The sequence below is a fragment of the Sorangium sp. So ce448 genome, assembly GCF_051520915.1.
GTDB lineage: Bacteria > Myxococcota_A > Polyangia > Polyangiales > Polyangiaceae > Sorangium > Sorangium cellulosum_B.
The window spans coordinates 8,918,268-8,940,831 of record NZ_CP150343.1; the positions used below are offsets into that span (position 1 = coordinate 8,918,268).

A 22,564-nucleotide genomic window follows, 5' to 3' on the forward strand; every position below is an offset into this window, starting at 1 on the left:
GATTTCGTCGATTCGAGTCGGCGCTAGGTGAACACGCGCTCAAGGATTCGCGCTATCGTGAGGTCCCCGATGGATCTGCTCGGTAGACCGAACCCAAAGCGGCTCTCCGACTTCATCCAGCGCCACCACGACGCGCTCCTGGATGCCTGGAAGTACCGAGTCCAGGCGCTCAGCCCGGCGCGGCGGCTGCCGGCGCCGAGGCCGACCGATCACCTGCCGGACATCCTCGCCTACATCGCCGAGGGCACGCGCAGCGCGGGCACGGCGGCCGCGATCGACCGGAAGCACCGGGGGCTCCCTGGGCTCCATGCGTTGAGCCGGCTCGCCCACGGGTACGATCTCGCCGACGTCGTGATGGAGTACGCGGCGCTCCGCGCGGTGATCCTGGAGCTCTGGGAGCGGGACGGCGGCGACGGGGGGCGTGAGATCATCCAGCTGAACGGGACGATCGACGAGGCGATCGCCGACGCGGTGTCCCGTTACCAGGCGGCGCGCGTGCGCCTGCTCCAGGCGCTCGACGCCATCTCCACGGCCGCGCTCGGCAGCAGCGATCTGGACACCTTCCTGAAGGCGCTCCTCCGCGCCACCCGGGAGGCGGCGGCCGCCGTGGACGTGGCGATCGTCCTGCTCGGGGACGGGGACGCCCTCGAGGTCCACGCGACAGCGGGCATCGACGACGGGCCGCTGCCCGGGCCCCCGCTCGAGGCGGCGCGGGAGTTCGCCCGCGCGGTCCTCGCGCTGCGCGGGCCCACGTCGCTCGACGCCGCCGCCGGCGGCTTGCCCGTGACCGCGCGGGAAATCCGGGCGAGGGGGCTGCGCGCCGTCTACGGCGTGCCGCTGATCCACGAGGGGCACTCCATCGGCGTCGCGATCCTCGGCTCCCGCAACGCCGAGGAGTTCTCCGAGGACGACGCGCTGATGCTGCGCACGATGACCAGCCGGGCGACCGGCATCATCGTGCAGGCGCAGCTCGTCGCGAAGGAGCGCGCGGCGCGGCGCCAGGCGGACGACGCCCGCGCCCTGCTCGCGACCGTCGTCGAGCAGATGCCGACGGGGCTCGTCATCGCCGAGCCGCCGACGGGGCGCGTCCTCCTCTCGAACCCCCAGGCCGGGACGATCTTCGGGCTGCCGCTCCTGGAGATCAGCGACATCGATGGATACGCCGTCGGCCGGGGCTTCGACCCTCGGTCGGGCAGGCCGTACGAGGCCCGGGATTGGCCTCTCGCGCGGACGATCACGACCGGCGAGGTCGTGATCGACGAGGAGATCGACATCGTCCGCGACGACGGCGCGCAGGGGCGGATCCTCGTGCGCTCGGCGCCGGTCCGGGATCCGGTCGGGCGCGTGATGGCGGCCGTCGTGACCTTCTTCGACATCACGGAGCGGACGCGCGCCGAGCGGGGGGAGCGCTTCCTGGCCGCCGCGAGCGCCGCCCTCAGCGACACCCTCGACTTCCAGGGCACGCTCGACCGGGTGGGGCACCTGACGGTCCCCGAGCTGGCAGACTGGTGCGTCATCCAGACGCTCCCGGACCTCGAGCAGTCGCGCGGGATCACGGTGACGCACGCGCGCCCGGAGGAGCTCCAGAGGGCGCGGGCGCTCTTCCGCGAGCTGGATCCCCCGCCGCCGCTGATGGCGCTGCTGGAGCGGGCCCTCTGCAGCGAGCGCCCGGAGCTCATCGGGGATCTGTCGCACCCGCTGGTCGCCTCGCTCGACGAGAACGGCGCCTTCCGCCGGTTCGCCCGGGCGCTCGGGATCACGTCGGCCCTGGTGGTCCCGATGGTCGCGCGGGGCCGCACCTTCGGCTGCATCACGCTGGCGACGGCGGGGTCCGGCCGGGTCTACGACGAGGCGGACCTCGCTGTGGCGCACGACCTGGCGCAGCGGGCGGCGCTCGCGGCGGACAACGCCCGCCTGTACGAGGCGGCGCAGCGCGCGATCGAGCTCCGGGACAACGTGCTCGCCACGGTGTCCCACGACCTCAGGAACCCCCTGAGCGCGATCCTCACGGCGGCCGCCGTGATGACGAAGCGCGCGGCGACGCGGGGGGAGAAGGGCGACACGAAGGCGATCCAGGCGATCCAGCGCTCGGCGCACCGGATGGATCGGCTGCTCCACGACCTGCTCGACTTCGCGAGCCTGCGCGCCGGCCGGCTGGCGCTGCGCCGGCAGCCGCAGGATCCGCGGGAGATCGGCCGGGAGGCGGTGGAGACGTTCGAGTCGCAGGCCCAGGAGAAGGGGGTCCAGCTGGGGGTCGTGGCGGCCGACGACGTCCCGCTCGTCACGTGTGATCGCGATCGGGTGCTCCAGGTGCTCACCAACCTCCTGAGCAACGCGCTCCAGGTGACGGGCGCCCAGGGGGCGATCACGCTGCGGTGCGAGCGCGGGGAGGAGCACGTCGTCTTCTCGGTGGCCGACACGGGGCCGGGGATCCCGGAGAGCGAGCTGCCCCACCTCTTCGAGCGGTTCTGGCGCGGCCAGCGGAACGGCTACAAGGGCACCGGGCTCGGGCTGGCCATCGCCCGGGAGCTCGTGGCGGCGCACGGGGGGACGATCCACGTGGAGAGCCGCGTGGGCGTGGGGACGACGTTCAGGTTCACGATCCCCGTCATGGACGAGGGGTGAGCCGGGGGCGGCGGGCAGACGGGACAGCCGCCGCAGGGGAGGAGTGGACGATCGAGCGCGCCGGTCCCAGGAGTCCTCGGGAAGGAGGAGACATGGGAGTCGATACGACGCACGATCCGCCGGGCGACCCGCGCCTCGCGCACGAGGTCAGCGAGGAGAAGCGGCCTCTTCCGCAGGCGGATGTCCCGGGCGTTCGCGGGCCGATCACGCCGCCTGGCGAGCTCGAGGACACTGCCCCCGACGAGGTCGATAGCTGGGGCAGCGAAGGCGGCGCCGGCTCGTACGCGGGGGGGCCGATCATCTCGGACACGACGCTCCCCGCGGGGAGGTCGAGGGGCAAACCTAAATAGCGGCGCAGCGCGCATGTCCCTGGGCTGGTCCGGCCAAGGGAGCGCTACGATCTCGTCGCCCAGGCTCGTTCCTGGTTGCGCATGAGGCATTGCCGAACCGCCCGGCCGGCGACACGGACACTCCGAGGCCTGCACGGACACGCCGCCCGGCGACACGGACACTCCGAGGCCTGCACGGACACGCCGCCCGGCGACACGGACACTCCGAGGCCTGCACGGACACGCCACTCGGCGACACGGACACTCCGAGGCCTGCACGGACACGCCGCCAAGCGACACGGACATGCCGAGGCCTGCACGGACACGCCGCCCGGCGACACGGACATGGCGGCCGCTCGCACGGCCGCGCCGGGAGCTTCGCCGGCCTCCGGACCGAAGCACGGCCGGACCGTGTCGCGCCGCCGGCTGTCCAGGATAGGGGCGCAACGTACCGAATAGGCGTCATCATGCGCAATGCGTGCAACGAGCACGACGCATTCTTGCTAGCGGCTCGCCCGCGAGCGCTTGTGTCGATAAGGTCGCATCATGGCGAAAAAACCGTCCCAATCACCGTACGAGCGCTGGCTCGATCAGGCAAAAGCGGTCGCGCAGGCAGAGAATCCGCTCCGGATGCCTTATGACGTCTTCCTCAAGGAGGCTGGCCAGGTCGCGGGCTTCGTGGCGGCGCGCTGGGAGCCGACGGCGTCGCTCCCCGGCCTCCAGCGCGTCAAGGCGCGGCTGCCGGCGAGCACCGCGGACGACATCCTCTCGCTCGTCCATGCCGCGCAGACCGCGCAAACCACGCTCCTCCTCCTCGTGGATCCGGTCGTCATCGACCATGGCGAGCGCGCGCGCTTCCTGATTGAAGAGCTCGAGTCGGCCATCGAGTTCCTCCTGGACGACGGCGTCGACGAGCCCGCCGATACGCAGCTCGCGACGATCCAGGCATTCCACGCCGACAGCGCGCAGCGCTCCAGCGCGCTCCACCAGGCGCTCAGCGATTATGCCGGCCTGGCGGAGTCGCTCAAGGACCGGCTCATGGAGATCGACGAGGCGTTCGACGTGGCGCTGATCAAGGAGGCCAGAGAGCTCGCCAGGGCGCTGGCGGCAGCGCCGGCGGCGCCGCCGCCCGCCGATTCCGAGGTGAAAGAGGCGACGAGGATCCGCAACGGGATGCTCGTGCTCCTGATGAGCAAGATGGGCCTCGTGCGAAAGGCGGCCGCGCGGGTGTTCCAGCGCCATCCGGAGATCCTCCGCGAGGTGACGAGCACGTACGAACGCCGGCGCCGCGCGGCGGCCCGGCGCGCGAAGGCGCAGCAAGCGCCCAAGCCGGCGGCTCCGGCGGCGCCGATCGCCGACCGAACCGCCGCTCCCGAAGCCCACTGACCGCCGATTTTCTGGCCGCTGGCGAGGCCGTTTTCGGAATATCTTGGCGACCGCCGCAGCCGCTCCTGCCGGCCGTCCGTGGACGCCATGACCCACCGTGACCCTACCAGCGACGATCCGCCGCCTTCCGGCACGTGGAGCGCGACCACCTCGTCGAGGAACGGAGCCGACGCGCCGGGGACCGACGCGCTCGCGGCGTGGATGCCGACCGAGCGGGTCAGCGCGTGGCCCTGGGGACAGTGCGCGCTCGAGGTGGGCGAGACGCTCGCCGACGAGGAGGACGGCGGCGGAAAGTACCGGATCGTGCGCCTGATCGGCCGCGGCGGCATGGGCGAGGTGTACGAAGCGGAGCGCGCGGGCACCGGCGAGCGGTTCGCGCTGAAGTGCATGCGCATGGGCCGGGCGGACGATCCGAAGATCGTGCGGAGGACCCAGCAGGAAGCCATCGTGCTCCGGAGCCTGCGGCACGCGCACCTGGTCCCCGTCCACGCGATGGGCCTGCGGAGCGACGGGCTCGTCTGGATGCTCATGGAGCTGCTCGTCGGCTGGACGGCGGGGCAGCTCCTCGACGGCCTGGGGAAGCTGCCGGTGCCATGGGCGCTCACGATCGCGCGCGACGTGTGCCTGGGGCTCCAGGCCGTCCACCCGTTCGCGGTCCACCGCGACATCAAGCCGGACAACATCCACATCGACGAGCAGGGCCACGTGCGCGTGCTCGACCTGGGCGCGGGGAAGTTCAAGCGGCTCGGCGTGATCACGACCGGGGGGTTCTCGATCGGGACGGTCGCCTACATGTCGCCCGAGCAGATCATGACGCCCGACGCGGTCGACGCGCGGAGCGACCTCTTCTCGACGGGGATCGTGCTCTACGAGCTGCTGAGCGGCCGGCACCCTTTCGCCGCGGACGGCGACGTGGTCCACAAGAACAAGATCGGGCTCGCGATCGCGCACGACACACCGCGCCCGCTGCTCAGCGTCGCGCCGTGGGTGCCCGCCGCCGTGGGGGAGATCGTGGCGCAGGCGCTCGAGAAGGACCCTGCGGACCGCCAGGACGACGCGGAGCAGCTCGCGATCGCGCTCGACGCCGCGCTGCGGCGCATGGAGCACGAGATGGGGGAGCTGCCGCCCCTCCGGACGATCGGCACGCGGGTGCCGTTGCCGGCGGCGTGCCGGCCGCAGGAGGGGGCGCGCGGCGAGGCGGCGGCGCAGGGCCGGGGCGAGACCGAACCCCTCCCGGCGGCGCGCGGGCGCGGGCACACGGAGCCGATGCCGTCGCTGCCGCCCGCGAGGCCGGAGAGCGCGCCGCCGCGCGGGCGCGGGTACACCGAGCGGATGCCGTCGCTGGCTTCCATCGCGGCCGACCAGGGGGTGGCGGAAGACCAGGCGGGGAAGGCGCCGGCCGGTGGGCGGGGCACCGGCGGCAGGCGCGCCGGGGACCGGGCGTGGCGCCCGTCGCCACCCGCCGTGCGCGACGTGTCGAAGGAGCCGCGGCTCGACACGGAGGAGCTCGTGGCCGAGTTCCGAGCGCGCCACGCCGAGACGGCCCCCATCCAGCGGCTGGTGCTCACGACCGGCGACGCGGCCGGCGCGGACACCGAGGCCGCCACCGCCGAGCCGCCGCGCCCCGCGGGGCGGATCCGCCAGTTCCTGGCGGATCCGCCGCCGTGGGTCGGCGTGGTCCTCCTGGTCTGGATCGTGGGCTGGGTGGGAAGCGCGGTGTACGTCTATCTTCGCGCCAGGCCCGGCCCCGCCGCCGGCGACGGGTCCGCCGGCGAGGCGCGCGTCGCGGCGCCCTCCGGCGGGCTCGCCTCGACGCCGGCGCCGGCCCCCGCGACGGCGGCCAGGGAGGACACCGCCGCGGAACCGACGAGCGCGACGGCCGCCGCGGAGAGCCCGGCAGCCACCCCGAGCGCCGCGGCCACGGAAGACACGATCGCCCGGCCGACGAGCGCGGCGGCCACGGTGGAGAGCCCGGCGGCCGCCCCGAGCGCCACGGCCACCCCGACCGCCAGGGCCACCCCGCGCGCCGTGACCGGTGGCGCCTCGTCACCGCCGCCGCGGAGGCGCGCGCCGGTGCGCCAGCTGCCGGAGGAGATCTACTAGCTCGTGAACGGACGGGGGATGCGTTTTCTTTGGCCGCTCGGCGGCCCTTCCGCCGATATCTCCTGAGAGGGTGGCAACGATGGCAGAGACGCCGACGCTGGACGACATGATCGAGGCCCATGTGAGGCAGGCGATGAAGCGTGTCTCCGGGCTGTGCCCGCCGGAGGTGGAGGAGGAGATCCGGCGGCTGCTGCGGGTGGCGCTCGACACCGACCCGGAGATGCAGCGGCTGCTGCAGGCGAGCGTCGAGAGGCCCGCGGTGAAGGAGAGCGACAAGGTGGACGTCCGCGCGCTCCGCGGCGAGCGCCCGGAGCCCGGCCCGGCCGCGGTCAAGAAGGGCGGCGAGCCGCGGAGGCGGCGGTGACCGCGACGGTGGTGGCGCTGCCGCGCGAGCGCCCGCTGAGCGCGGAGCAGCGGCGGCTGGTGGAGAGCGACCCGGAGCTCGGGCGGCGCGCGGTGGGCGCGATCGTCAAGCGGTACGGGATGGTCATGGCGCCGGACGAGATGCTCCAGGAGGCGGCGCTGGCGGTGGTGCTGGCGGCGCAGTCGTACGACCCGGCGCTGGGGCCGTTCGGGCGGTGGGCGTTCTACAAGGCGTGCCACGCGATCCTCGACGCGGCGAAGGTCGGCGGCAAGCACGAGGCGCTCCGGAGGAAGGCGCGAGCGGCGATGCTCGGCCGGCTCACGGAGGGGCGCGCGCGCGGGCACGGCGCGCTGGACGAGGAGCACCTGCTCGAGGTCTTCAGCATGGGCGAGGATCCGATCCACAAGAAGGTCGCCGGCTTCTGCAACGACCTCGTGGACGAGGCGCTGCGGGCGACGTGGCAGGGCGCCGGCGAGGGCGCCGTGGCGCGGCGCGAGCAGGCGGCGACGGCGGTGCGCGTGCTGCAGGAGGCGATGGCCGGGCTGACCGAGACGCAGCGGACGATGCTGGCGATGCGGTTCCAGGAGGACGCGGAGCTCGACGCCATCGCGTCGCGGGTCGGCATGAGCTCGCGGACGATGCGGCGGCGGATGAAGGAGCTGGTGGAGCTGCTCCGGTCGCGCCTCGCCGCCGAGGGGGTCACCGCGATGCCGGAGTGGTTCCGCGGCGAGCACGGCGAGCTGTTCGAGGAGACGAGCCGAGAGGCGAGCGCGGAGCGCGCGGGCGGCAGATGAGCGAGGACGGGCGCAGGCGCACGAACACCGACCCGGCCCTGAAGGGGGTGCCACGGGAGCTGCGGCCGTTCGCGCGCAAGATCGAGAACCCCGTGAAGCGGCCGGGCGACGACGCGTCGCTGGACAGGGCGGTGACGCAGCTGCGGGAGCTCGGCGGGCGGGTGGAGACGGAGGCGAGGGATCCGCTGTTCTATGAGGTCGACGCCGAGCCGGCCGAGCGGAGGGGTGCGCTCGCGGCAGAGCGGGGGATCGGGAACGTGCGGGTGTACGTGGCGCCGATGGCGCTGCCCGGCGCGGAGGCGGGTGCCGCGGAGGCGAGGAAGCGGACGCGGCTGCGGGCGGCGCTGGCGCTCGGCGTGGTGGGCCTCGGCGTTGCCGGCGCGATGGCGATGGTGGGGCGGTGCAGCGACGGGAAGACCGCGGCGTGGGCGCGCGACGGGGTGAGCGCGCGCGTGGCGGAGACGGCGGCAGGGGTGAGCGCGCGCGGCGTGGAGAAGAACGCGGGCGAAGCCGCTGCGGGGAGCACAGGCGCCCCCGCTGCGGAGAGCGCCGACGCGGGCGCAGCCACGACGGCGCGCGGCGCCGTGTCGACGGCGCTGGCGCCATCGATGAGACGGCCGCCGGCGCCACGCAAAGCCGCCCAAGCGACGAAGGACGGACCGGACAGCGAGCCTGCGAAAGAGGTCGCGCTGCCGGCCGTCAAAGCGCCGCCAGCCGATCCGCTGGAGGGGGCCATCTACCGATGAGCCGCGGTGCTCGGAGAGCGCAGCAGGAGCGACGATGAAGACGGGAATGCGTCTCGCAGGACTGACATGGTGCACGCTCGCCGCCCTGGCGGTGCCGCCGCTCGCGCATGCGCAGAGCGATACGACACGAGAACAGCTCGCGACGACCGAGGGACAACGAGCCGCGCCGTTCTTTCAGCAAGGTCTGACGGCAGCCGACGAGGGGCGCTGGGCCGATGCCGAGGTCGCCTACCTGAAGGCGTGGGCCATCGCGAAGACGTACGACATCGCCGCCAACCTCGGCGTCGTCGAGCTGAAGCTCGGCAAGCCGCGCCTGGCCGCGACGCACCTGGCGTTCAGCCTGCGCGCGGCGCCGCCGTCGACGAAGGCGCCGAACCTGGCGCGGACGACGCAGCTGATCGAACAAGCGGCGAAGCAGCTCGGCGTGCTGCGCGTGCGCGTCAACGTCGCGCAGGCGACGGTGCTGATCGACGGCAAGCCGCTGCTGATCGAAGAGACCCCGGAGGAGATCTTCGTGGATCCGGGGACGCATCGGGTGACCGCGCGGCGCGACGGGTACGCCGATGCAGAGCAGGTCGTGACGGTGGCGGCGGGGACGGCGCAGAATTTGACGCTGGCGCTGGTGGAGCGGAAGGCGGCGCCGCCGGCAGAATCGGCGATGCGCACACCCGCGCCGACGCGGCCGATAGCCCCGGCAGACGCCGGATGGACGCCGGAGCCGAAGCGGAGCTGGGTGCCGGTGATCGCGCTGGGAGCGGCGAGCGCCGTTGGGCTCGGCCTCGGTGTGGGGTTCACGGTGGCGTCGAATGGGGTACATGTTGATGCGCAGGCGCAGAGCGACGCAATTCGAGCGGCAGGGGGGCGCTGCATCAAGGCGCCCAGCGCGTCCATCGGGCCGTGCGCGGAGCTGGAACACACGGTGTCGCATGGAGAGACGTTGGGCGACGTCGCGCGGGTGACATACATCGCGTCAGGCGTGTTGGCGCTCGGCGCTATCACCTATGCGCTCTGGCCTCGCGATGCCGCGACCTCGCTGAGCGTGCGCCCGTCCGCCGAGGTGCGATCGGGCGGCGGCATTGTCGGCGTGCGGGGGATCTGGTGAGGCTCGCGAAGGAGAGGACGCGATGAGGATGCACAAAAGGTGCTGGACGGTGGTGACAGCGGCGCTTGTCCTCGGCGGCGCGAGCTGCGGCGACTTCTGGACTCACTGGACCGACGACTGTGAATTGATGCTTACCTGCGGGTATTTGCTCCAAGGGGGGGATGGTACGCCCACGGACTGCGTGCCGAGCGAGGGCAGAGACGCGGTCGCCGACGAGTGCGGGGTGTTCGTGTCGGCGACCGGGGATGACGTGAACGCCGCCACGAAGGAGGCGCCGGTGAAGACGCTTTCGGCAGCGCTTTCGCTGGCGGAGAAGAACGAGACGCGGCGGGTGTACGCGTGCGCGGAGACGTTCGACGAGGCGGTGGAGGTCGCCGGGACCGTGACGATCTACGGCGGCCTCGACTGCGCGAACGGCTGGGGCTGGGTCGGCCGGGAGAAGAAGACGACGCTGACCGCAGTGGCAGGAAAGATCCCGCTCGTGATGCGCGGAGGCAGCGCCGAGGCGACGGTGCGCGTGGAGGACGTGCACGTCCAAGCGCGCGGGATCGGCCCTGAGGATGCGGCGCTCGCGGGGGCGTCGTCGATCGCGGCGGTGGCGGACGAGGCGAGCGTGGAGCTCGTGCGGTGCGTGGTCGAAGCCGGGGACGCGGCGGCGGGGGCGGAAGGCGCGCCCTACGAGATGAGCGCGATGGGGGGCGCGATAGGGAACAGCGGCAACGAGGCCTGCTCGGCACCAATCGTCGTTCCCGGTGCGAGCCCCAAGAACGACTGCGGCACGCCGGAGGACGCGAGCGATGATTCGTCGGGCGGTTTGGGCGGCGTAGGGGCAGCGGACGTCGGCGGGGCCGGGTCGAAAGGCACGCCAGGTGCGAAGCTGAACGGTGGCGCGGGAGAAGAGGAAGCGCCGACGGTGTGCAGCGAAGGGATGTCGGGAGAGAACGGCACCGACGGCATGCCCGGCGCGGGTGCGAGCGGCCTCGGAGAGCTCAGCGCTTCGGGTTACGTCGGCGCCGCCGGCCGCGACGGCATGAAGGGCGGCACCGCGCAGGGCGGAGGCGGCGGCGGCGGAGCAAAGGGCGGCACGGGCGCAGACAAGTGCCCGAACGAAGCGTCGGCTGGTGGCGCGAGCGGCGGCTCTGGAGGCGCGGGTGGTTGCGGCGGAGCCGGTGGGAGAGGCGGCGGCGCGGGAGGATCGAGCATCGCGCTGATCAGCCTGAACGCGGCGCTGAGCTTCGAGGACGTGACGCTGAAGACGGGGCGCGGCGGAGCGGGAGGCAAGGGCGGAGCCGGGCAGGAAGGCGGCGAAGGCGGAGCTGGCGGTCCCGGCGGCAAGAAGATCGACGGAGCGACGTCGCTCAACGATGCGTGCGCTGGCGGTTCTGGTGGCAAGGGAGGCCCAGGCGGTGGCGGTGGCGGGGGTCGCGGCGGTCACGCGCTGGGGATCGCGTACAAGGGAGCGGCGCCGCCGGTGCAAGGAGCGACGGTGGAGCTTGGCGAAGCGGGCATCGGCGGCCTCGGAGCGAGCGCGGAAGGCGAGGGAGCTGCGGGCGTGAAGGCCGAGGTGCAGGCGTTCTGATGGCGGAACTTCGGGTCAGGTCGATCGTGTGAGAATTGAAGCGCTCTGGAGGGAATGAGCTTCTCCGGAAAATTCATGGGCAACATCGCTTCAGGAGGCTGGACGCAGAGAGCGCCCAGGTACCTTCCGGCGTGCTGCGGCAACGCAGGTCGGTGGGCTGCTCGGGGCTAACAATACTGCTGAGAAAGCGTGGGTGTCGGGCGGGTGGGCCGATGGTCTGCTGAAATCCTCCACTGCTTCGTCAGGCCTATAGCCTGGATATCTATCCAATGGCCATTGGCAGCAGCCCGGGAGAGGCGGACCCCTTTTTGGCCAGGCGCCTGACGGCGACGAGTGCGCGCCGACGTGACTCACGCGCGCCGAGCAGAAAGCAGCGCCTCGTGCGCTGAGGTGATCGTGAGAAGGATTGAGCGCGCCGCCGTCTGCGGCACGCCATGGCTCGGCTCGTCTTGACGACGAGCGCGCGAGGAGGACGAAGGTGTATCCACAGCTCGCCATCGAGGCAGCAGCGCACTCGGACGTGGGCCGGCGGCGCAGCCACAACGAGGACAGCTTCGCCGCGCTGCCGCGCCTCGGGCTCTTCATGGTGGCCGACGGCCTGGGAGGCAACGCGGCCGGCGAGGTCGCGTCCCGCATGGCCATCGAGGTCGTCAAGGGCTGCTTCGAAGTCGACGAAGACCTCGAGGAAACATGGCCCTACGGCACCGGCTGCGCGCACGACCGCGACGAAGTGCGCCTGGTCATGAGCGTCCGCCGCGCCAACAGGGCCATCTACGAGGCCAGCCAGCAGCAGGAGGCGGTGCGCGGCATGGCCACCACCTTCGCGGGCGTGCTGCTCGGGCCCGGCATGACGTACATCGCGCACGTCGGCGACTCGCGCGTCTACCGCATGCGCGGCGGTACGCTGCAGCGGCTGACGCGGGACCACTCGCTGCTGGAAGAGCTGCTCGGTGACGGCGACGGAGCGCGGGAGGCGGTCGAGGCGCTGAGCAACCGGGCGAGGACGATCACCCGCGCGTTGGGGGCCGACGAGAGCGTCGACATCGAGACGCGCGTCGAGCCGACCCAGCCGGGCGACCTCTTCCTCGTCTGCTCCGACGGGCTGTGGGGCCCGGTGCCCGAGGGGCGCATCGCCGGGATCCTCGGGGCGCATCGCGACCTGGGCTTTGCGGCCGAGCTGCTCATCGACCTCGCCAACGAGCACGGCGGGCCGGACAACGTGACGTGCGTGCTGGCGCGCCTCGGAGGCGGGTGACCCGATGAACGCCGGCGAGGAGGTGGACATGGATGACGAGACCGCAGCGGACGGGGGTGCTCGGAGTGAAGTCATGAGGAGATTGCGTGTCTGGGTGTTGTGCTCCGCGCTCGCGGGGCCGCTCGCGTGGAGCCCGAGCGCCGGCGCGGCGGATCCGCCCGCCGACGTCTCCGCGAGGCAACGCGCCCTCTTCGACAAGGGCGTCAGGCTGTTCGACCAGAGCAGGTGGGCAGAGGCTCGCGCCGTGTTCCTCGAGGCGTGGGCGCTGAAGAAGAGCTATGCCGTGGCCGCCAACCTCGGGGACGTCGAGCTCATCGTCGGCGACCCACGCAGCGCCGCGGTGCACCTGGCCTATGCGCTGCGCGAGCTCCCCGCCGACGAGGCGCCCGCGCTGCGGACGCTCCTCACGACGCGACTGGAGGAGGCACAGCGACTCGTCGGGATCCTGCGGGTCAGGGTCGCGCCGCCGGGAGCCGAGCTGCTCGTCGATGGCAAGCCGCTGCCGGAGGAAGAAGCGCCGGAGGAGATCTACCTCGAGCCGGGGACGCACCGGCTGACGGCGCGGCGCGACGGATACGCCGATGCGGAGAAGGTCGTGACGGTGGCGGCGGGGACGGCGCAGAACTTGACGCTGGCGCTGGTGGAACGGAAGGCGGACCCGCCGGCGATGCCACGCGCGACCACGTCGCCCGCGCCGATCGACGAGACGCCCGCGGCACGTACGGATGCCGCTCCCGAGGCGAAACGAAGCTGGGTGCCGGTGATCGCGCTGGGCGCGGCGAGCGTCGTCGGGCTCGGCGTGGGGGTGGGGATGACGGTCGCCTCGAACAGCGCGAACGACGAGGCGCGCGCGCAGAGTCGGTCGATCCAGAATGCTGGCGAGCAATGCATCGAGTCGTCGAGCCTGTTCACGGAGCGGTGCCGAGAGCTGCATCGGCTCGGATCTAAAGCCCATGACCTCGGCGACGTCGCGTTCGGCAGCTACATCGCATCAGGCGTGCTCGCTGTAGCTGCAGTGACGTATGTGCTTTGGCCAAGCCTGGCAGGCACCAGCTCGACGGGAGTGTCGGTCCGAACCGATATCCATCTGAGCGGCGGTGGCATCGTCGCAGTTGGAACGTGGTGATGAGCCGAAGAGGTCACGTCATGAGGCTTCGAAGAATGTGGGCGCTTACGGCAACCACTGCGGTCGCCGTAGCCGCCGGCGGCTGCGATGGGCTCTGGTACCACATCGACGATGACTGCGAGTTGATGCTCACTTGCGAGCACTTCCGACCGACGAGCAGCGCAACCGGTGGCGGCGGCACCAACGCCGTATGCGACGCAGACCCCACCGAGGATGCGAGCACGGTGACGGACGAGTGCGCGGTGTTCGCGAACCCGAACGCTCCGCCCGGCGGCGACGGCTCCAAAGCCATGCCCTTCGCCTCGCTCGCCGAGGCGGTCGCCAACGCCCACGGAAAGCGCGTGCTCGCCTGCTCGAGCTCCGCCTTCGCCGAAAGCCTCACGCTCGACGCCGAGATCGAGCTGATCGGCGGCTTCGACTGCGACGCGGAGTGGACCTGGAGCGCCGAGGCACGCAGCGCCATCGATGCGCCCGCTGGGCAGATCGCGCTCACCCTGACGAACGCCGCGAGCGGGGCCAAGGTGCGAAGCTTCGCCGTGCGCGCCGCCAGCGCCACCGAGCCGGGCGGCTCGTCGATCGGCGTCGCGGTCGCCGACGTCGAGGCAAAGCTCGAGCGGGTTGATGTGACCGCGGGCGATGGGATGGACGGCCCCAACGGCGAGACGCCCGCGGACGCGCCGCTCGCAGGCGCGAGCGCAGAGGCGATGAAAGCGTCGAACGCGTGCGTGGCGCCGAACCAGGTCATCGGCGGGACCGCGGGCGCGACGACGTGCGAGGACGGCGAGACGCGCGGCGGAGACGGCGGGACCGGGGGGATCACGGGGACAGAGGAGGGCAACGGGCTGGCGGGGAGCGATGGAGAGCCGATGCCGGTGCCGAATCCGGAGGAGTACGGGCTCGGGGGGCGCGGCCAGAGCGATCCTTCAGGCAACTGCCGAAGCGGTGTGGAGGGCGCGCCGGGTGCGCCTGGCGGTCCCGGGTCGGCCGGCAGCGGCGCTGCGCTGACGCTCGCCGGGATCAGTGGCGGAGACGGCGGCCCAGGCATGACGGGCGGCCGTGGTCAAGGGGGCGGTGGCGGCGGCGGCGCCAAGGCGGGGACGTTCTGCTCGCTCAACTCGACGCTCGTCGACGGCGTGGGCGCGAGCGGCGGCGGGGGCGGGGCCGGCGGGTGCGGCGGGAAAGGCGGCGGCGGCGGCAAGGCCGGCGGGTCGAGCATCGGCATCCTCAGCCTGGGCACAAAGCTGGTGCTGACCGAGGTCACCGTGACTGTCGGCAAGGCGGGGAAGGGCGGGGACGGAGCGCACGGGCAACCGGGCGCTCTCGGAGGTGAAGGTGCTGCTGGTGGCGAGCGGTCGGGGTTCGGTGACTCGAAGCGCGGCTGTCAAGGGGGAAATGGCGGCGATGGCGGCCTCGGTGGCTCCGGCGGCGGCGGCCGAGGCGGCCACGCGATCGGGATCGCCTTTGCGTCGACCCCGGCCGCGGCCCCTGAGCTGAAGACATTCGCGCCGGGCACGGCCGGCAACGGCGGCAGCGCCGCGCCCGGCGGCCCGCCCGAGAGCGCCGGCGCGCCGGGGAGCGCCGGCAGCTGCTGGGACTTCGAATCAGGTCGATCATGTGAGAATTGAATCGCTCTGGAGGGAATGAGCTTCGCAAAAGTTATGAACGGCAACATCGCTTCAGAAGGCTGGACGTGCGCAGGAACCGAGCAGTAGATTCCAGCGTGCCGCGGCAACGCGGATCGGTGGGCTGCTCGGGGCTAACAACACTGCTGAGAAAGCGTGAGCGTCGGGCGGGTGGGCCGATGAGCTGCTGAAATCCTCCACTGCTTCGCCAGGCCTAGAGTCCGGATATCTATCCAATGGCCATTGGCAGCAGCCCGGGAGAAGCGGCTTCTTTGGGGACCCTGTCGCCGTGACAGGCACGGGCGCGCACCGCGCGTGCGCCCACGTGGATCGCGCACCCTAAGCAGGACGCAGCGCCTCGTGCGCTGAGGTGATCGTGAGGAAGATTGAGCGCGCCGCCGTCTGCGGCGCGCCATGGCTCGGCTCGTCTTGACGACGAGCACGCGAGGAGGACGAAGGTGTATCCACAGCTCGCCATCGAGGCGGCGGCGCACTCGGACGTGGGCCGGCGCCGCAGCCACAACGAGGACAGCTTCGCGGCGCAGCCGTGTCTCGGGCTCTTCATGGTGGCCGACGGCTTGGGCGGCAACGCGGCCGGGGAGGTCGCGTCGCGGATGGCCATCGAGGTGGTCAAGGGCTGCTTCGAAGCGGATGAGGACATCGAGGAGACATGGCCGTGCGGCACGGGAAGCGCGCACGACCGAGACGAGGTGCGGCTGGTGATGAGCGTGCGCCGAGCGAACCGGGCGATCTACCACGCGAGCCAGCGGCAGGCGCTGCAGCGCGGCATGGCGACCACCTTCGCCGGCGTGCTGCTCGCGCCCGGCATGGCGTACATCGCGCACGTGGGCGACTCGCGGGTCTACCGCATGCGCGGCGGCAAGCTGGAGCGGCTCACCCGAGACCACACGCTGCTGGAGGACCTGCTGCGCGAGGGCGACGGCGCGCTGGCGGCGCTCGAGGCGCTGAGCGACCGGGCGAACGCGATTACGCGGGCGCTGGGCGCCAACGAGAGCGTCGACATCGAGTCGCGCGTGGAACCCACCCTGCCGGGCGACGTCTTCCTCGTCTGCTCCGACGGGCTGTGGGGCCCGGTACCCGAAGGGCGGATCGAGGGGATCCTCGGGGCGCACCGGGACCTGAGCTTCGCCGCGGAGCTGCTGACCGACCTCGCCAACGAGCACGGCGGGCCGGACAACGTGACGTGCGTGCTGGCACGCCTGGGAGGCGGGTAACGCGATGGGTACAGCCGCAGACACGATCGTGAACGATGAGCCTCTGCCGGACGCGGGTGCTCGGGAGGACGTCATGAGGAGATCGCACGTGTTGATGCTGTGCTCCGCGCTCGCTGCTCCGCTCGCGTGGAGCCCGGACGTGCGCGCGGCGGACCCGCCCGCCGACGTCTCGGCAAGGCAGCGCGCCCTCTTCGACAAGGGCGTCCGCCTCTACGACCAGAGCAGGTGGGCCGAGGCGCGCGCGGTGTTCCTCGAGGCATGGGCGCTGAAGAAGAGCTATGCCGTCGCCGCCAACCTCGGCGACGTCGAACTGATGCTTGGCGACCCGCGCAGCGCGGCCGAGCACCTGGCCTATGCGCTTCGCGAGCTCCCGGCGGACGAGCCGCCGGCGCTGCGGACGCTGCTCACAAAGCGGCTGGCCGAGGCACGGCAGCTCGTCGGGTCCCTGCGGGTCAGGGTCACGCCACCAGGGGCCGAGCTGCTGATCGACGGAACGCCGCTCCTGGTCGAAGAGACCCCGGAGGAGATCTTCGTGGATCCGGGGACGCACCGGGTGACGGCGCGGCGGGACGGGTACGCCGATGCGGAGAAGGTCGTGACGGTGGCGGCGGGGACGGCGCAGAACTTGACGCTGGCGCTGGCGGAGCTACCGGCAGTAGGCGCCGCGAAGCCTGAGAAGCTGCCGGAGCCGGCCGTGGCGCTGCCGGTACACAACGCGCGAGAGCAAGAGCGTGGACCGAGGACGGCGGTGATCACCGGCGGCGTGGTTGCGGCTGGCGTTGCAGCCGGTATCGGAACCGTATTGGCGGTGGTCGCCGCAAACAAGTGGTCCGCGGCCAACGACCAACGAAGCAAGTTGACAGCCGAAGATGGCGCCTACGCGTGCGCCGCGTCGCAGCGCACGACAACCTGCCGTGATGCGGTGGAGCGGTACGACAACGCGTCCGCCCTATGGAATGGGGCAATCTGGAGCTGGATCGGTGCGGGGACGGTGGGCATTGGAACGGCAGCATATGCCTGGCTGGCAAAGAAGCCTCCCCACCAGGCGGGCAGCCTGACGGTGAGTCCGATGTTCGCGGCACACGGCGGCGGTCTCGTGGTGACGAGCACGTGGTAGCGCAGCGAAAGAGGCGGTACATGATGCGCACGAACACGCGAGATTGCGGGACTGGGAAGGAAAGGCCGACGGGCGAGGCTCACGTGACGCCGATGGCAACGTTCCTGAAGGCAGGTCACGGCGTTCGACCTTCGCCGGGGAAAGCTGCGGTGCAACGCGCGCGGTGGATGAGCGAAACGATGGTGATGTTCGGCGTGGTACTCGCCGCCGGCGGAGCAGGATGCTTCGTCCAGCCGCCGGAGTGCCTGCTGGGTATGTGTCTCGACGCTGTGCCAACAGGGAGCGGCGGTGGCGGCGGTAGCGGCAACCCAGCATGCAACGCCGATCCCACGCAAGACGCCGACGCGGTGACGGAGGAGTGTGCGGTGTTCGCGAACGCGAGCGCGATGCCGGGCGGCGATGGCACCAAGGCGAAGCCGTACACGTCGCTCGCGGAGGCGGTGTCGAACGCGAACGGCAAGCGGGTGCTTGTGTGCGCAAGCGGAGCGTTCGCTGAGAGCGTGACGATCGAGGCCGGCGTCGAGGTGATCGGCGGCTTCGACTGCGGGGCGGAGTGGTCGTGGAGCGCCGAGGCGCGAAGCGCGATCGATGCGCCCGCGGATCGGATCGCGCTGACGCTGACGGAGGGCGCGAGCGGGGCGAAGGTGCGCAGCTTGGCGGTGCGCGCGGCGAGCGCGACGCTGCCGGGCGGGTCGTCGATCGGCGTCGCGGTCGCCGACGTCGAGGCGGAGCTCGCGCAGGTGGACGTGACGGCGGGCGACGGGATGGACGGCACGAAGGGCGAGACGCCGGCGGAGGTGCCGCAAGCGGGAGCGAGCGCACCGGCGATGAGCGCGTCGAACGCGTGCGTGGCGACCAACCTGGTCATCGGCGGGACCGCGGGCGCGACGACCTGCGAGGACGGCGAGACGCGCGGCGGCGACGGCGGGACCGGGGGCATCACGGGGACGGAGGAGGGCAACGGGCAGGCGGGGCGCGATGGAGAGCCGATGCCGGAGCCGAATCCGGAGGAATATGGGCTCGGGGGGCGCGGGCAGACAGATCCTTCAGGCAACTGCCGAAGCGGCGTGGAGGGCGCGCCGGGTGCGCCTGGCAGTCCCGGGTCGGCCGGCAGCGGAGCTGCGCTGACGCTCGCCGGGATCAGCGGCGGCGACGGCGGCCAAGGCATGACGGGCGGCCGTGGTCAAGGGGGTGGCGGCGGCGGCGGCGCCAAATCGGGGATGTTCTGCTCGCTCGACACGACCCTTGTCGATGGCGTGGGCGCCAGCGGCGGCGGGGGCGGGGCCGGCGGGTGCGGCGGGAAAGGCGGTGGCGGTGGCAGAGCCGGAGGGTCGAGCATCGGGATCCTCAGCCTCGGGACGAAGTTGGTGTTGACCGACGTGACCGTCGCAGTGGGCAAGGCGGGCAACGGTGGACAGGGCGCCAGCGGACGACGCGGCGCTGATGGAGGCATGGGCGCGACTGGAGGTACCGCCTCGGACCATGTGGACTCCATCCCCGGCTGCGATGGCGGCCGAGGCGGCGCCGGCGGCCCCGGCGCTGGCGGCCGAGGCGGCCACGCCGTGGGCATCGCCTATGCGGCGGCCCCACACGCAGCGCCGGCCGTGCAGTTCACCCCCGGCACGGCGGGCGACAGCGGCGCCGCCGCGCCCGGCGGCCCGCCCGAGAGCGCCGGGGCACCGGGGAGCGCTGGAAGCTGCTGGAATTTCGGTTCAGGTCGATCGTGTGAGAATTGAATCGCTCTGGGGGGGATGAGCTTCGCAGGGGTTATGAACGGCAACATCGCTTCAGGAGGCTGGACGTAGAAAGCGCCCAGGCAGTACCTTCCGGCGTGCTGCGGCAACGCGGATCGGTGGGCTGCTCGGGGCTAACAACACTGCTGAGAAAGCGTGAGCGTCGGGCGGGTGGGCCGATGGGCTGCTGAAATCCTCCACTGCTTCGCCAGGCCTATAGTCCGGATATCTATCCAATGGCCATTGGCAGCAGCCCGGGAGAAGCGGCCCCCTTTTTCGCCAGGCGCCTGACGGGGACAGGCGCGCGCGTGCGCCGACATGGCTCGCGCGCCCTGAGCAGGAAGCAGCGCCTCGTGCGCTGAGGTGATCGTGAGGAAGATTGAGCGCGCCGCCTTCCGCGGCGCGCCATGGCTCGGCTCGTCTCGACGACGAGCATGCGAGGAGGACGAAGGTGTATCCACAGCTCGCCATCGAGGCGGTGGCGCAGTCGGACGTGGGCCGCCGCCGCAGCCACAACGAGGACAGCTTCGCGGCGCTGCCATGCCTCGGCCTCTTCATGGTCGCCGACGGCCTCGGCGGCAACGCCGCTGGAGAGGTCGCTTCTCGCATGGCCATCGAGGTCGTCAAGAGCTGCTTCGACGTGGACGAAGATCTCGAGGAGACCTGGCCCGACGGCACGCCGGAGGTGAAGAGTAGCGTCATGAGAAGATCCAGCATCCTGGTATTGTGCTCGGCGCTCGCGGCGCCGATCTCGTGGAGCCCAAGCGCGTTGGCGGCGGACACGCCCGCCGACGTCTCCGCGAGACAGCGCGCCCTCTTCGACAAGGGCGTCCGCCTCTACGACCAGAGCAGATGGGCCGAGGCACGCGCCGTGTTCCTCGAGGCATGGGCGCTGAAGAAGAGCTATGCCGTGGCCACCAACCTCGGCGACGTCGAGCTGATCGTCGGCGACGCACGCAGCGCCGCAGTCCACCTGGCCTATGCGCTGCGCGAGCTCCCCGCGGACGAGGCGCCCGCGCTGCGGACGCTGCTCACGAAACGACTGGCCGAGGCGCGCCAGCTCGTCGGCACGCTGCGGGTCTGGGTCACGCCGCCAGAGGCCGAGTTGCTCGTCGACGGAAAGCCGCTGTTGGAGGAAGAGGCCGCGTACGAGATCTACCTGGAGCCGGGGACGCACCGGTTGGCGGCGCGGCGAGCGGGGTACGCCGAGGCGGAGCAGGTCGTGACGGTGGCGGCGGGCGGCTCGCATGAGGCGGCGCTGGCGCTCGCGGAGCTACCGGCGGCGACGCCCGCGAGCAACGCGCCAACGCCGCCCCACGCGACTCCCGCACGGCAGGTCAAGGTCGAGCCGGGTGCGCTGCGGAGCTGGGTGCCAGTGATCGCGCTCGGAGCGGCGAGCGTGGTCGGGCTCGGCGTGGGGGCGGGCATGACGGTGGCGTCGAACGCGGCCAGCGCGAACGTCGACCGGCAGATGAGGGAGATCCTCGGTGAAGGGGGCCAGTGCGCCAAGCCGACAGATGCGTTCGTCGCGCGATGCTCCGAAATCCGCCGCACCGGCACGCGCGCCGACGCATTAGGCAATGCGGCGCGCGTGGCCTACATCGCTGCTGGCGCGCTGGCAGTCGCGACGGTGGGGTACGTGCTGTGGCCATCGAGTAAGCCGAGCCAGTCGGCGCACGTGGGCGCGTGGCTCGACGTGCGGAGCGACGGCCTCGGTGTCGGCGCGGTGGGGGTGTGGTGAACGCGAAAGGCGACGCGATGACGAAGAGACGGACGCGATGGGCGATAGGCTGCGCAGCGCTGCTACTCACGACCTCTGCTTGTGAGAGCTTCTGGAGCGACATCACCGACGACTGCGAGCGGATGCTGACGTGCGAGCACTTCCTGCCCGACGGGGACGGAGGAGGCGGCAGCAACGCCGTGTGCAAAGCGGACCCCGCCGAGGATGCGAGCACGGTGACGGACGAGTGCGCGGTGTTCGCGAGCGCGACCGCTCCGCCCGGCGGCGACGGCTCCAAGGCCATGCCCTTCGCCTCGCTCGCCGAGGCCGTCGCCAACGCCCACGGAAAGCGCGTGCTCGCCTGCGCGAGCTCCGCCTTCGCCGAAAGCGTCACGCTCGAGGCCGAGGTCGAGCTGATCGGCGGCTTCGACTGCGACGCGGAGTGGACCTGGAGCGCCGAGGCACGCAGCGCAATCGAGGCGCCCGCCGGCCAAATCGCGCTCACCCTGACGAACGCCGCGAACGGCTCCAAGGTGCGCAGCTTCACCGTCCGCGCCGCCAGCGCCACCGAGCCGGGCGGCTCGGCGATCGGCGTCGCGGTTGCCGACGTCGACGCAGAGCTCGCGCTGGTGGACGTGACCGCGGGCGATGGGATGGACGGTGCGAAGCGCGAGACGCTCGCGGACGCGCCGCTCGCGGGCGCGAGCGCACCGGCGATGGGCGCAACGAACGCGTGCGAGCTCCCCGCTGCCGTGCGAGGCGGCGAGGCCGGCGTGACGACGTGCGAGGACGGCGAGACACGCGGCGGCAAAGGAGGGCCCGGAGGAAGCCCGGCGATGGATGACGGCAACGGCCAACGCGGAGAGGACGGCGCGCCGCTACCGGAGGAGAACCCCGACGAGTACGGGCTGGGCGGCGCTGGGCAAACCAATGCAGCAGGCAATTGCAGACGCGGCGAGGATGGCGAGCCAGGCGGAGCCGGCGTCGCCGGCCTCGCCGGCAGCGACACGACCCTGACGCTGACGGGCATCGCCGGCGGCGACGGCGGCACCGGCACCTCGGGCAAGCGGGGTCAAGGCGGAGGTGGCGGCGGCGGCGCCAAGGCCGGGCTGTTCTGCGGGACCGCTGCGGCCCCGGTGGAGGGCCCCGGCGCCAGCGGCGGCGGTGGGGGCGCCGGCGGCTGCGGCGGTAGAGGAGGAGGCGGCGGCAAGGCCGGCGGGTCGAGCGTCGGGATCCTCAGCCTGGGCACGAAGCTGGTGCTGACCGACGTCACCGTCTCGGTCGGCAAGGCCGGCAAGGGCGGCGATGGCGCTGGCGGTCGCGGCGGCGCCGCCGGGGGCAGCGGCGGGACTGGGGGGACGGCCTCGCCCCTCGGTGGATCCATCGGCTGCGATGGCGGTCGAGGCGGCCAAGGCGGGACCGGCGGCCCCGGCGCCGGCGGCCGAGGCGGTCACGCGGTCGGCATTGCCTATGCCGCTGCGCCGAGCGCCGTGCCGGCGGTGCAGTTCATCCCCGGCACCGCCGGCAACGGCGGCAGCGCCGCGCCCGGCGGCCCGCCCGAGAGCGCCGGCGCGCCGGGGAGCGCCGGCAGCTGCTGGGACTTCGAATCAGGTCGATCATGTGAGAATTGAATCGCTCTGGAGGGAATGAGCTTCGCAGGATTGATGACCGGCAACGTCGCTTGAGGAGGTTGGACGTGCGCAGGGACCGAGCAGTAGATTCCAGCGT

General features: G+C 72.2%; 16 protein-coding genes. All 16 read left to right on the plus strand.

Annotated features, from left to right (window positions below; genetic code table 11):
• Nucleotides 1-57 precede the first annotated feature (57 nt).
• The 16 genes from WMF45_RS33650 (at nt 58) to WMF45_RS33725 (ending at nt 22,467) form a co-directional block, all read left to right on the plus strand.
• Nucleotides 58-2,625, plus strand: a complete 2,568-nt coding sequence (locus WMF45_RS33650; RefSeq protein ID WP_437709299.1) for an ATP-binding protein — start codon at nt 58-60, stop codon at nt 2,623-2,625.
• 875 nt (nt 2,626-3,500) lie between these two features.
• Nucleotides 3,501-4,340 (plus strand): hypothetical protein, encoded by an 840-nt coding sequence (locus tag WMF45_RS33655; RefSeq protein ID WP_437709301.1) that lies wholly within the window; start codon nt 3,501-3,503, stop codon nt 4,338-4,340.
• A gap of 87 nt (nt 4,341-4,427) precedes the next feature.
• Complete coding sequence (locus WMF45_RS33660; protein WP_437709303.1) at nt 4,428-6,443, plus strand: serine/threonine protein kinase; 2,016 nt, start codon at nt 4,428-4,430, stop codon at nt 6,441-6,443.
• A gap of 79 nt (nt 6,444-6,522) precedes the next feature.
• Nucleotides 6,523-6,807 carry a hypothetical protein gene (locus WMF45_RS33665; RefSeq protein WP_437709305.1) on the plus strand — a complete coding sequence of 95 codons (285 nt, stop codon included), beginning with the start codon at nt 6,523-6,525 and terminating at the stop codon, nt 6,805-6,807.
• Nucleotides 6,804-7,601 (plus strand): sigma-70 family RNA polymerase sigma factor, encoded by a 798-nt coding sequence (locus WMF45_RS33670; RefSeq protein ID WP_437709307.1) that lies wholly within the window; start codon nt 6,804-6,806, stop codon nt 7,599-7,601. Before WMF45_RS33665 ends, WMF45_RS33670 begins: the two co-directional genes overlap by 4 nt.
• Nucleotides 7,598-8,347: a hypothetical protein gene (locus tag WMF45_RS33675; protein ID WP_437709308.1), complete on the plus strand. Its 750-nt coding sequence runs from the start codon at nt 7,598-7,600 to the stop codon at nt 8,345-8,347. Before WMF45_RS33670 ends, WMF45_RS33675 begins: the two co-directional genes overlap by 4 nt.
• Nucleotides 8,348-8,393: 46 nt before the next feature.
• The gene (locus WMF45_RS33680; RefSeq protein WP_437709310.1) at nt 8,394-9,449 is read left to right on the plus strand and encodes a PEGA domain-containing protein; all 1,056 of its coding nucleotides are present in this window, start codon (nt 8,394-8,396) and stop codon (nt 9,447-9,449) included.
• Nucleotides 9,450-9,471: 22 nt separating this feature from the next.
• Nucleotides 9,472-11,028 (plus strand): PGRS family protein, encoded by a 1,557-nt coding sequence (locus tag WMF45_RS33685; RefSeq protein WP_437709312.1) that lies wholly within the window; start codon nt 9,472-9,474, stop codon nt 11,026-11,028.
• 478 nt (nt 11,029-11,506) lie between these two features.
• Nucleotides 11,507-12,283, plus strand: a complete 777-nt coding sequence (locus tag WMF45_RS33690; protein ID WP_437709314.1) for a PP2C family protein-serine/threonine phosphatase — start codon at nt 11,507-11,509, stop codon at nt 12,281-12,283.
• A gap of 4 nt (nt 12,284-12,287) precedes the next feature.
• Entirely contained in the window at nt 12,288-13,409 is a 1,122-nt protein-coding gene (locus tag WMF45_RS33695) for a PEGA domain-containing protein (protein ID WP_437709316.1), read from the plus strand.
• A 20-nt stretch (nt 13,410-13,429) separates the two neighbouring features.
• A complete protein-coding gene (locus WMF45_RS33700) occupies nt 13,430-15,034 on the plus strand; it encodes a hypothetical protein (protein ID WP_437709317.1) in 1,605 nt (534 codons plus the stop codon).
• A 455-nt stretch (nt 15,035-15,489) separates the two neighbouring features.
• Nucleotides 15,490-16,266 (plus strand): PP2C family protein-serine/threonine phosphatase, encoded by a 777-nt coding sequence (locus WMF45_RS33705; protein WP_437709319.1) that lies wholly within the window; start codon nt 15,490-15,492, stop codon nt 16,264-16,266.
• Nucleotides 16,267-16,339: 73 nt separating this feature from the next.
• Nucleotides 16,340-17,383, plus strand: a complete 1,044-nt coding sequence (locus WMF45_RS33710; protein WP_437709321.1) for a PEGA domain-containing protein — start codon at nt 16,340-16,342, stop codon at nt 17,381-17,383.
• A 167-nt stretch (nt 17,384-17,550) separates the two neighbouring features.
• Nucleotides 17,551-19,119 carry a hypothetical protein gene (locus WMF45_RS33715; RefSeq protein WP_437709323.1) on the plus strand — a complete coding sequence of 523 codons (1,569 nt, stop codon included), beginning with the start codon at nt 17,551-17,553 and terminating at the stop codon, nt 19,117-19,119.
• Nucleotides 19,120-19,567: 448 nt separating this feature from the next.
• On the plus strand, nt 19,568-20,857 hold the full coding sequence (locus WMF45_RS33720) for a PEGA domain-containing protein (RefSeq protein WP_437709325.1): 1,290 nt from the start codon (nt 19,568-19,570) through the stop codon (nt 20,855-20,857).
• Nucleotides 20,858-20,874: 17 nt separating this feature from the next.
• Nucleotides 20,875-22,467, plus strand: a complete 1,593-nt coding sequence (locus WMF45_RS33725) for a hypothetical protein (RefSeq protein ID WP_437709327.1) — start codon at nt 20,875-20,877, stop codon at nt 22,465-22,467.
• Nucleotides 22,468-22,564: the final 97 nt, after the last annotated feature.

Coding starts and splice junctions, on each gene's coding strand:
- WMF45_RS33655 (WP_437709301.1), top strand. CDS start 3,501: ATGGCGAAAAAACCGTCCCAATCACCGTACGAGCGCTGGCTCGATCAG.
- WMF45_RS33660 (WP_437709303.1), top strand. CDS start 4,428: ATGACCCACCGTGACCCTACCAGCGACGATCCGCCGCCTTCCGGCACG.
- WMF45_RS33665 (WP_437709305.1), top strand. CDS start 6,523: ATGGCAGAGACGCCGACGCTGGACGACATGATCGAGGCCCATGTGAGG.
- WMF45_RS33675 (WP_437709308.1), top strand. CDS start 7,598: ATGAGCGAGGACGGGCGCAGGCGCACGAACACCGACCCGGCCCTGAAG.
- WMF45_RS33680 (WP_437709310.1), top strand. CDS start 8,394: ATGCGTCTCGCAGGACTGACATGGTGCACGCTCGCCGCCCTGGCGGTG.
- WMF45_RS33685 (WP_437709312.1), top strand. CDS start 9,472: ATGAGGATGCACAAAAGGTGCTGGACGGTGGTGACAGCGGCGCTTGTC.
- WMF45_RS33695 (WP_437709316.1), top strand. CDS start 12,288: ATGAACGCCGGCGAGGAGGTGGACATGGATGACGAGACCGCAGCGGAC.
- WMF45_RS33700 (WP_437709317.1), top strand. CDS start 13,430: ATGAGGCTTCGAAGAATGTGGGCGCTTACGGCAACCACTGCGGTCGCC.
- WMF45_RS33710 (WP_437709321.1), top strand. CDS start 16,340: ATGAGGAGATCGCACGTGTTGATGCTGTGCTCCGCGCTCGCTGCTCCG.
- WMF45_RS33715 (WP_437709323.1), top strand. CDS start 17,551: ATGAGCGAAACGATGGTGATGTTCGGCGTGGTACTCGCCGCCGGCGGA.
- WMF45_RS33725 (WP_437709327.1), top strand. CDS start 20,875: ATGACGAAGAGACGGACGCGATGGGCGATAGGCTGCGCAGCGCTGCTA.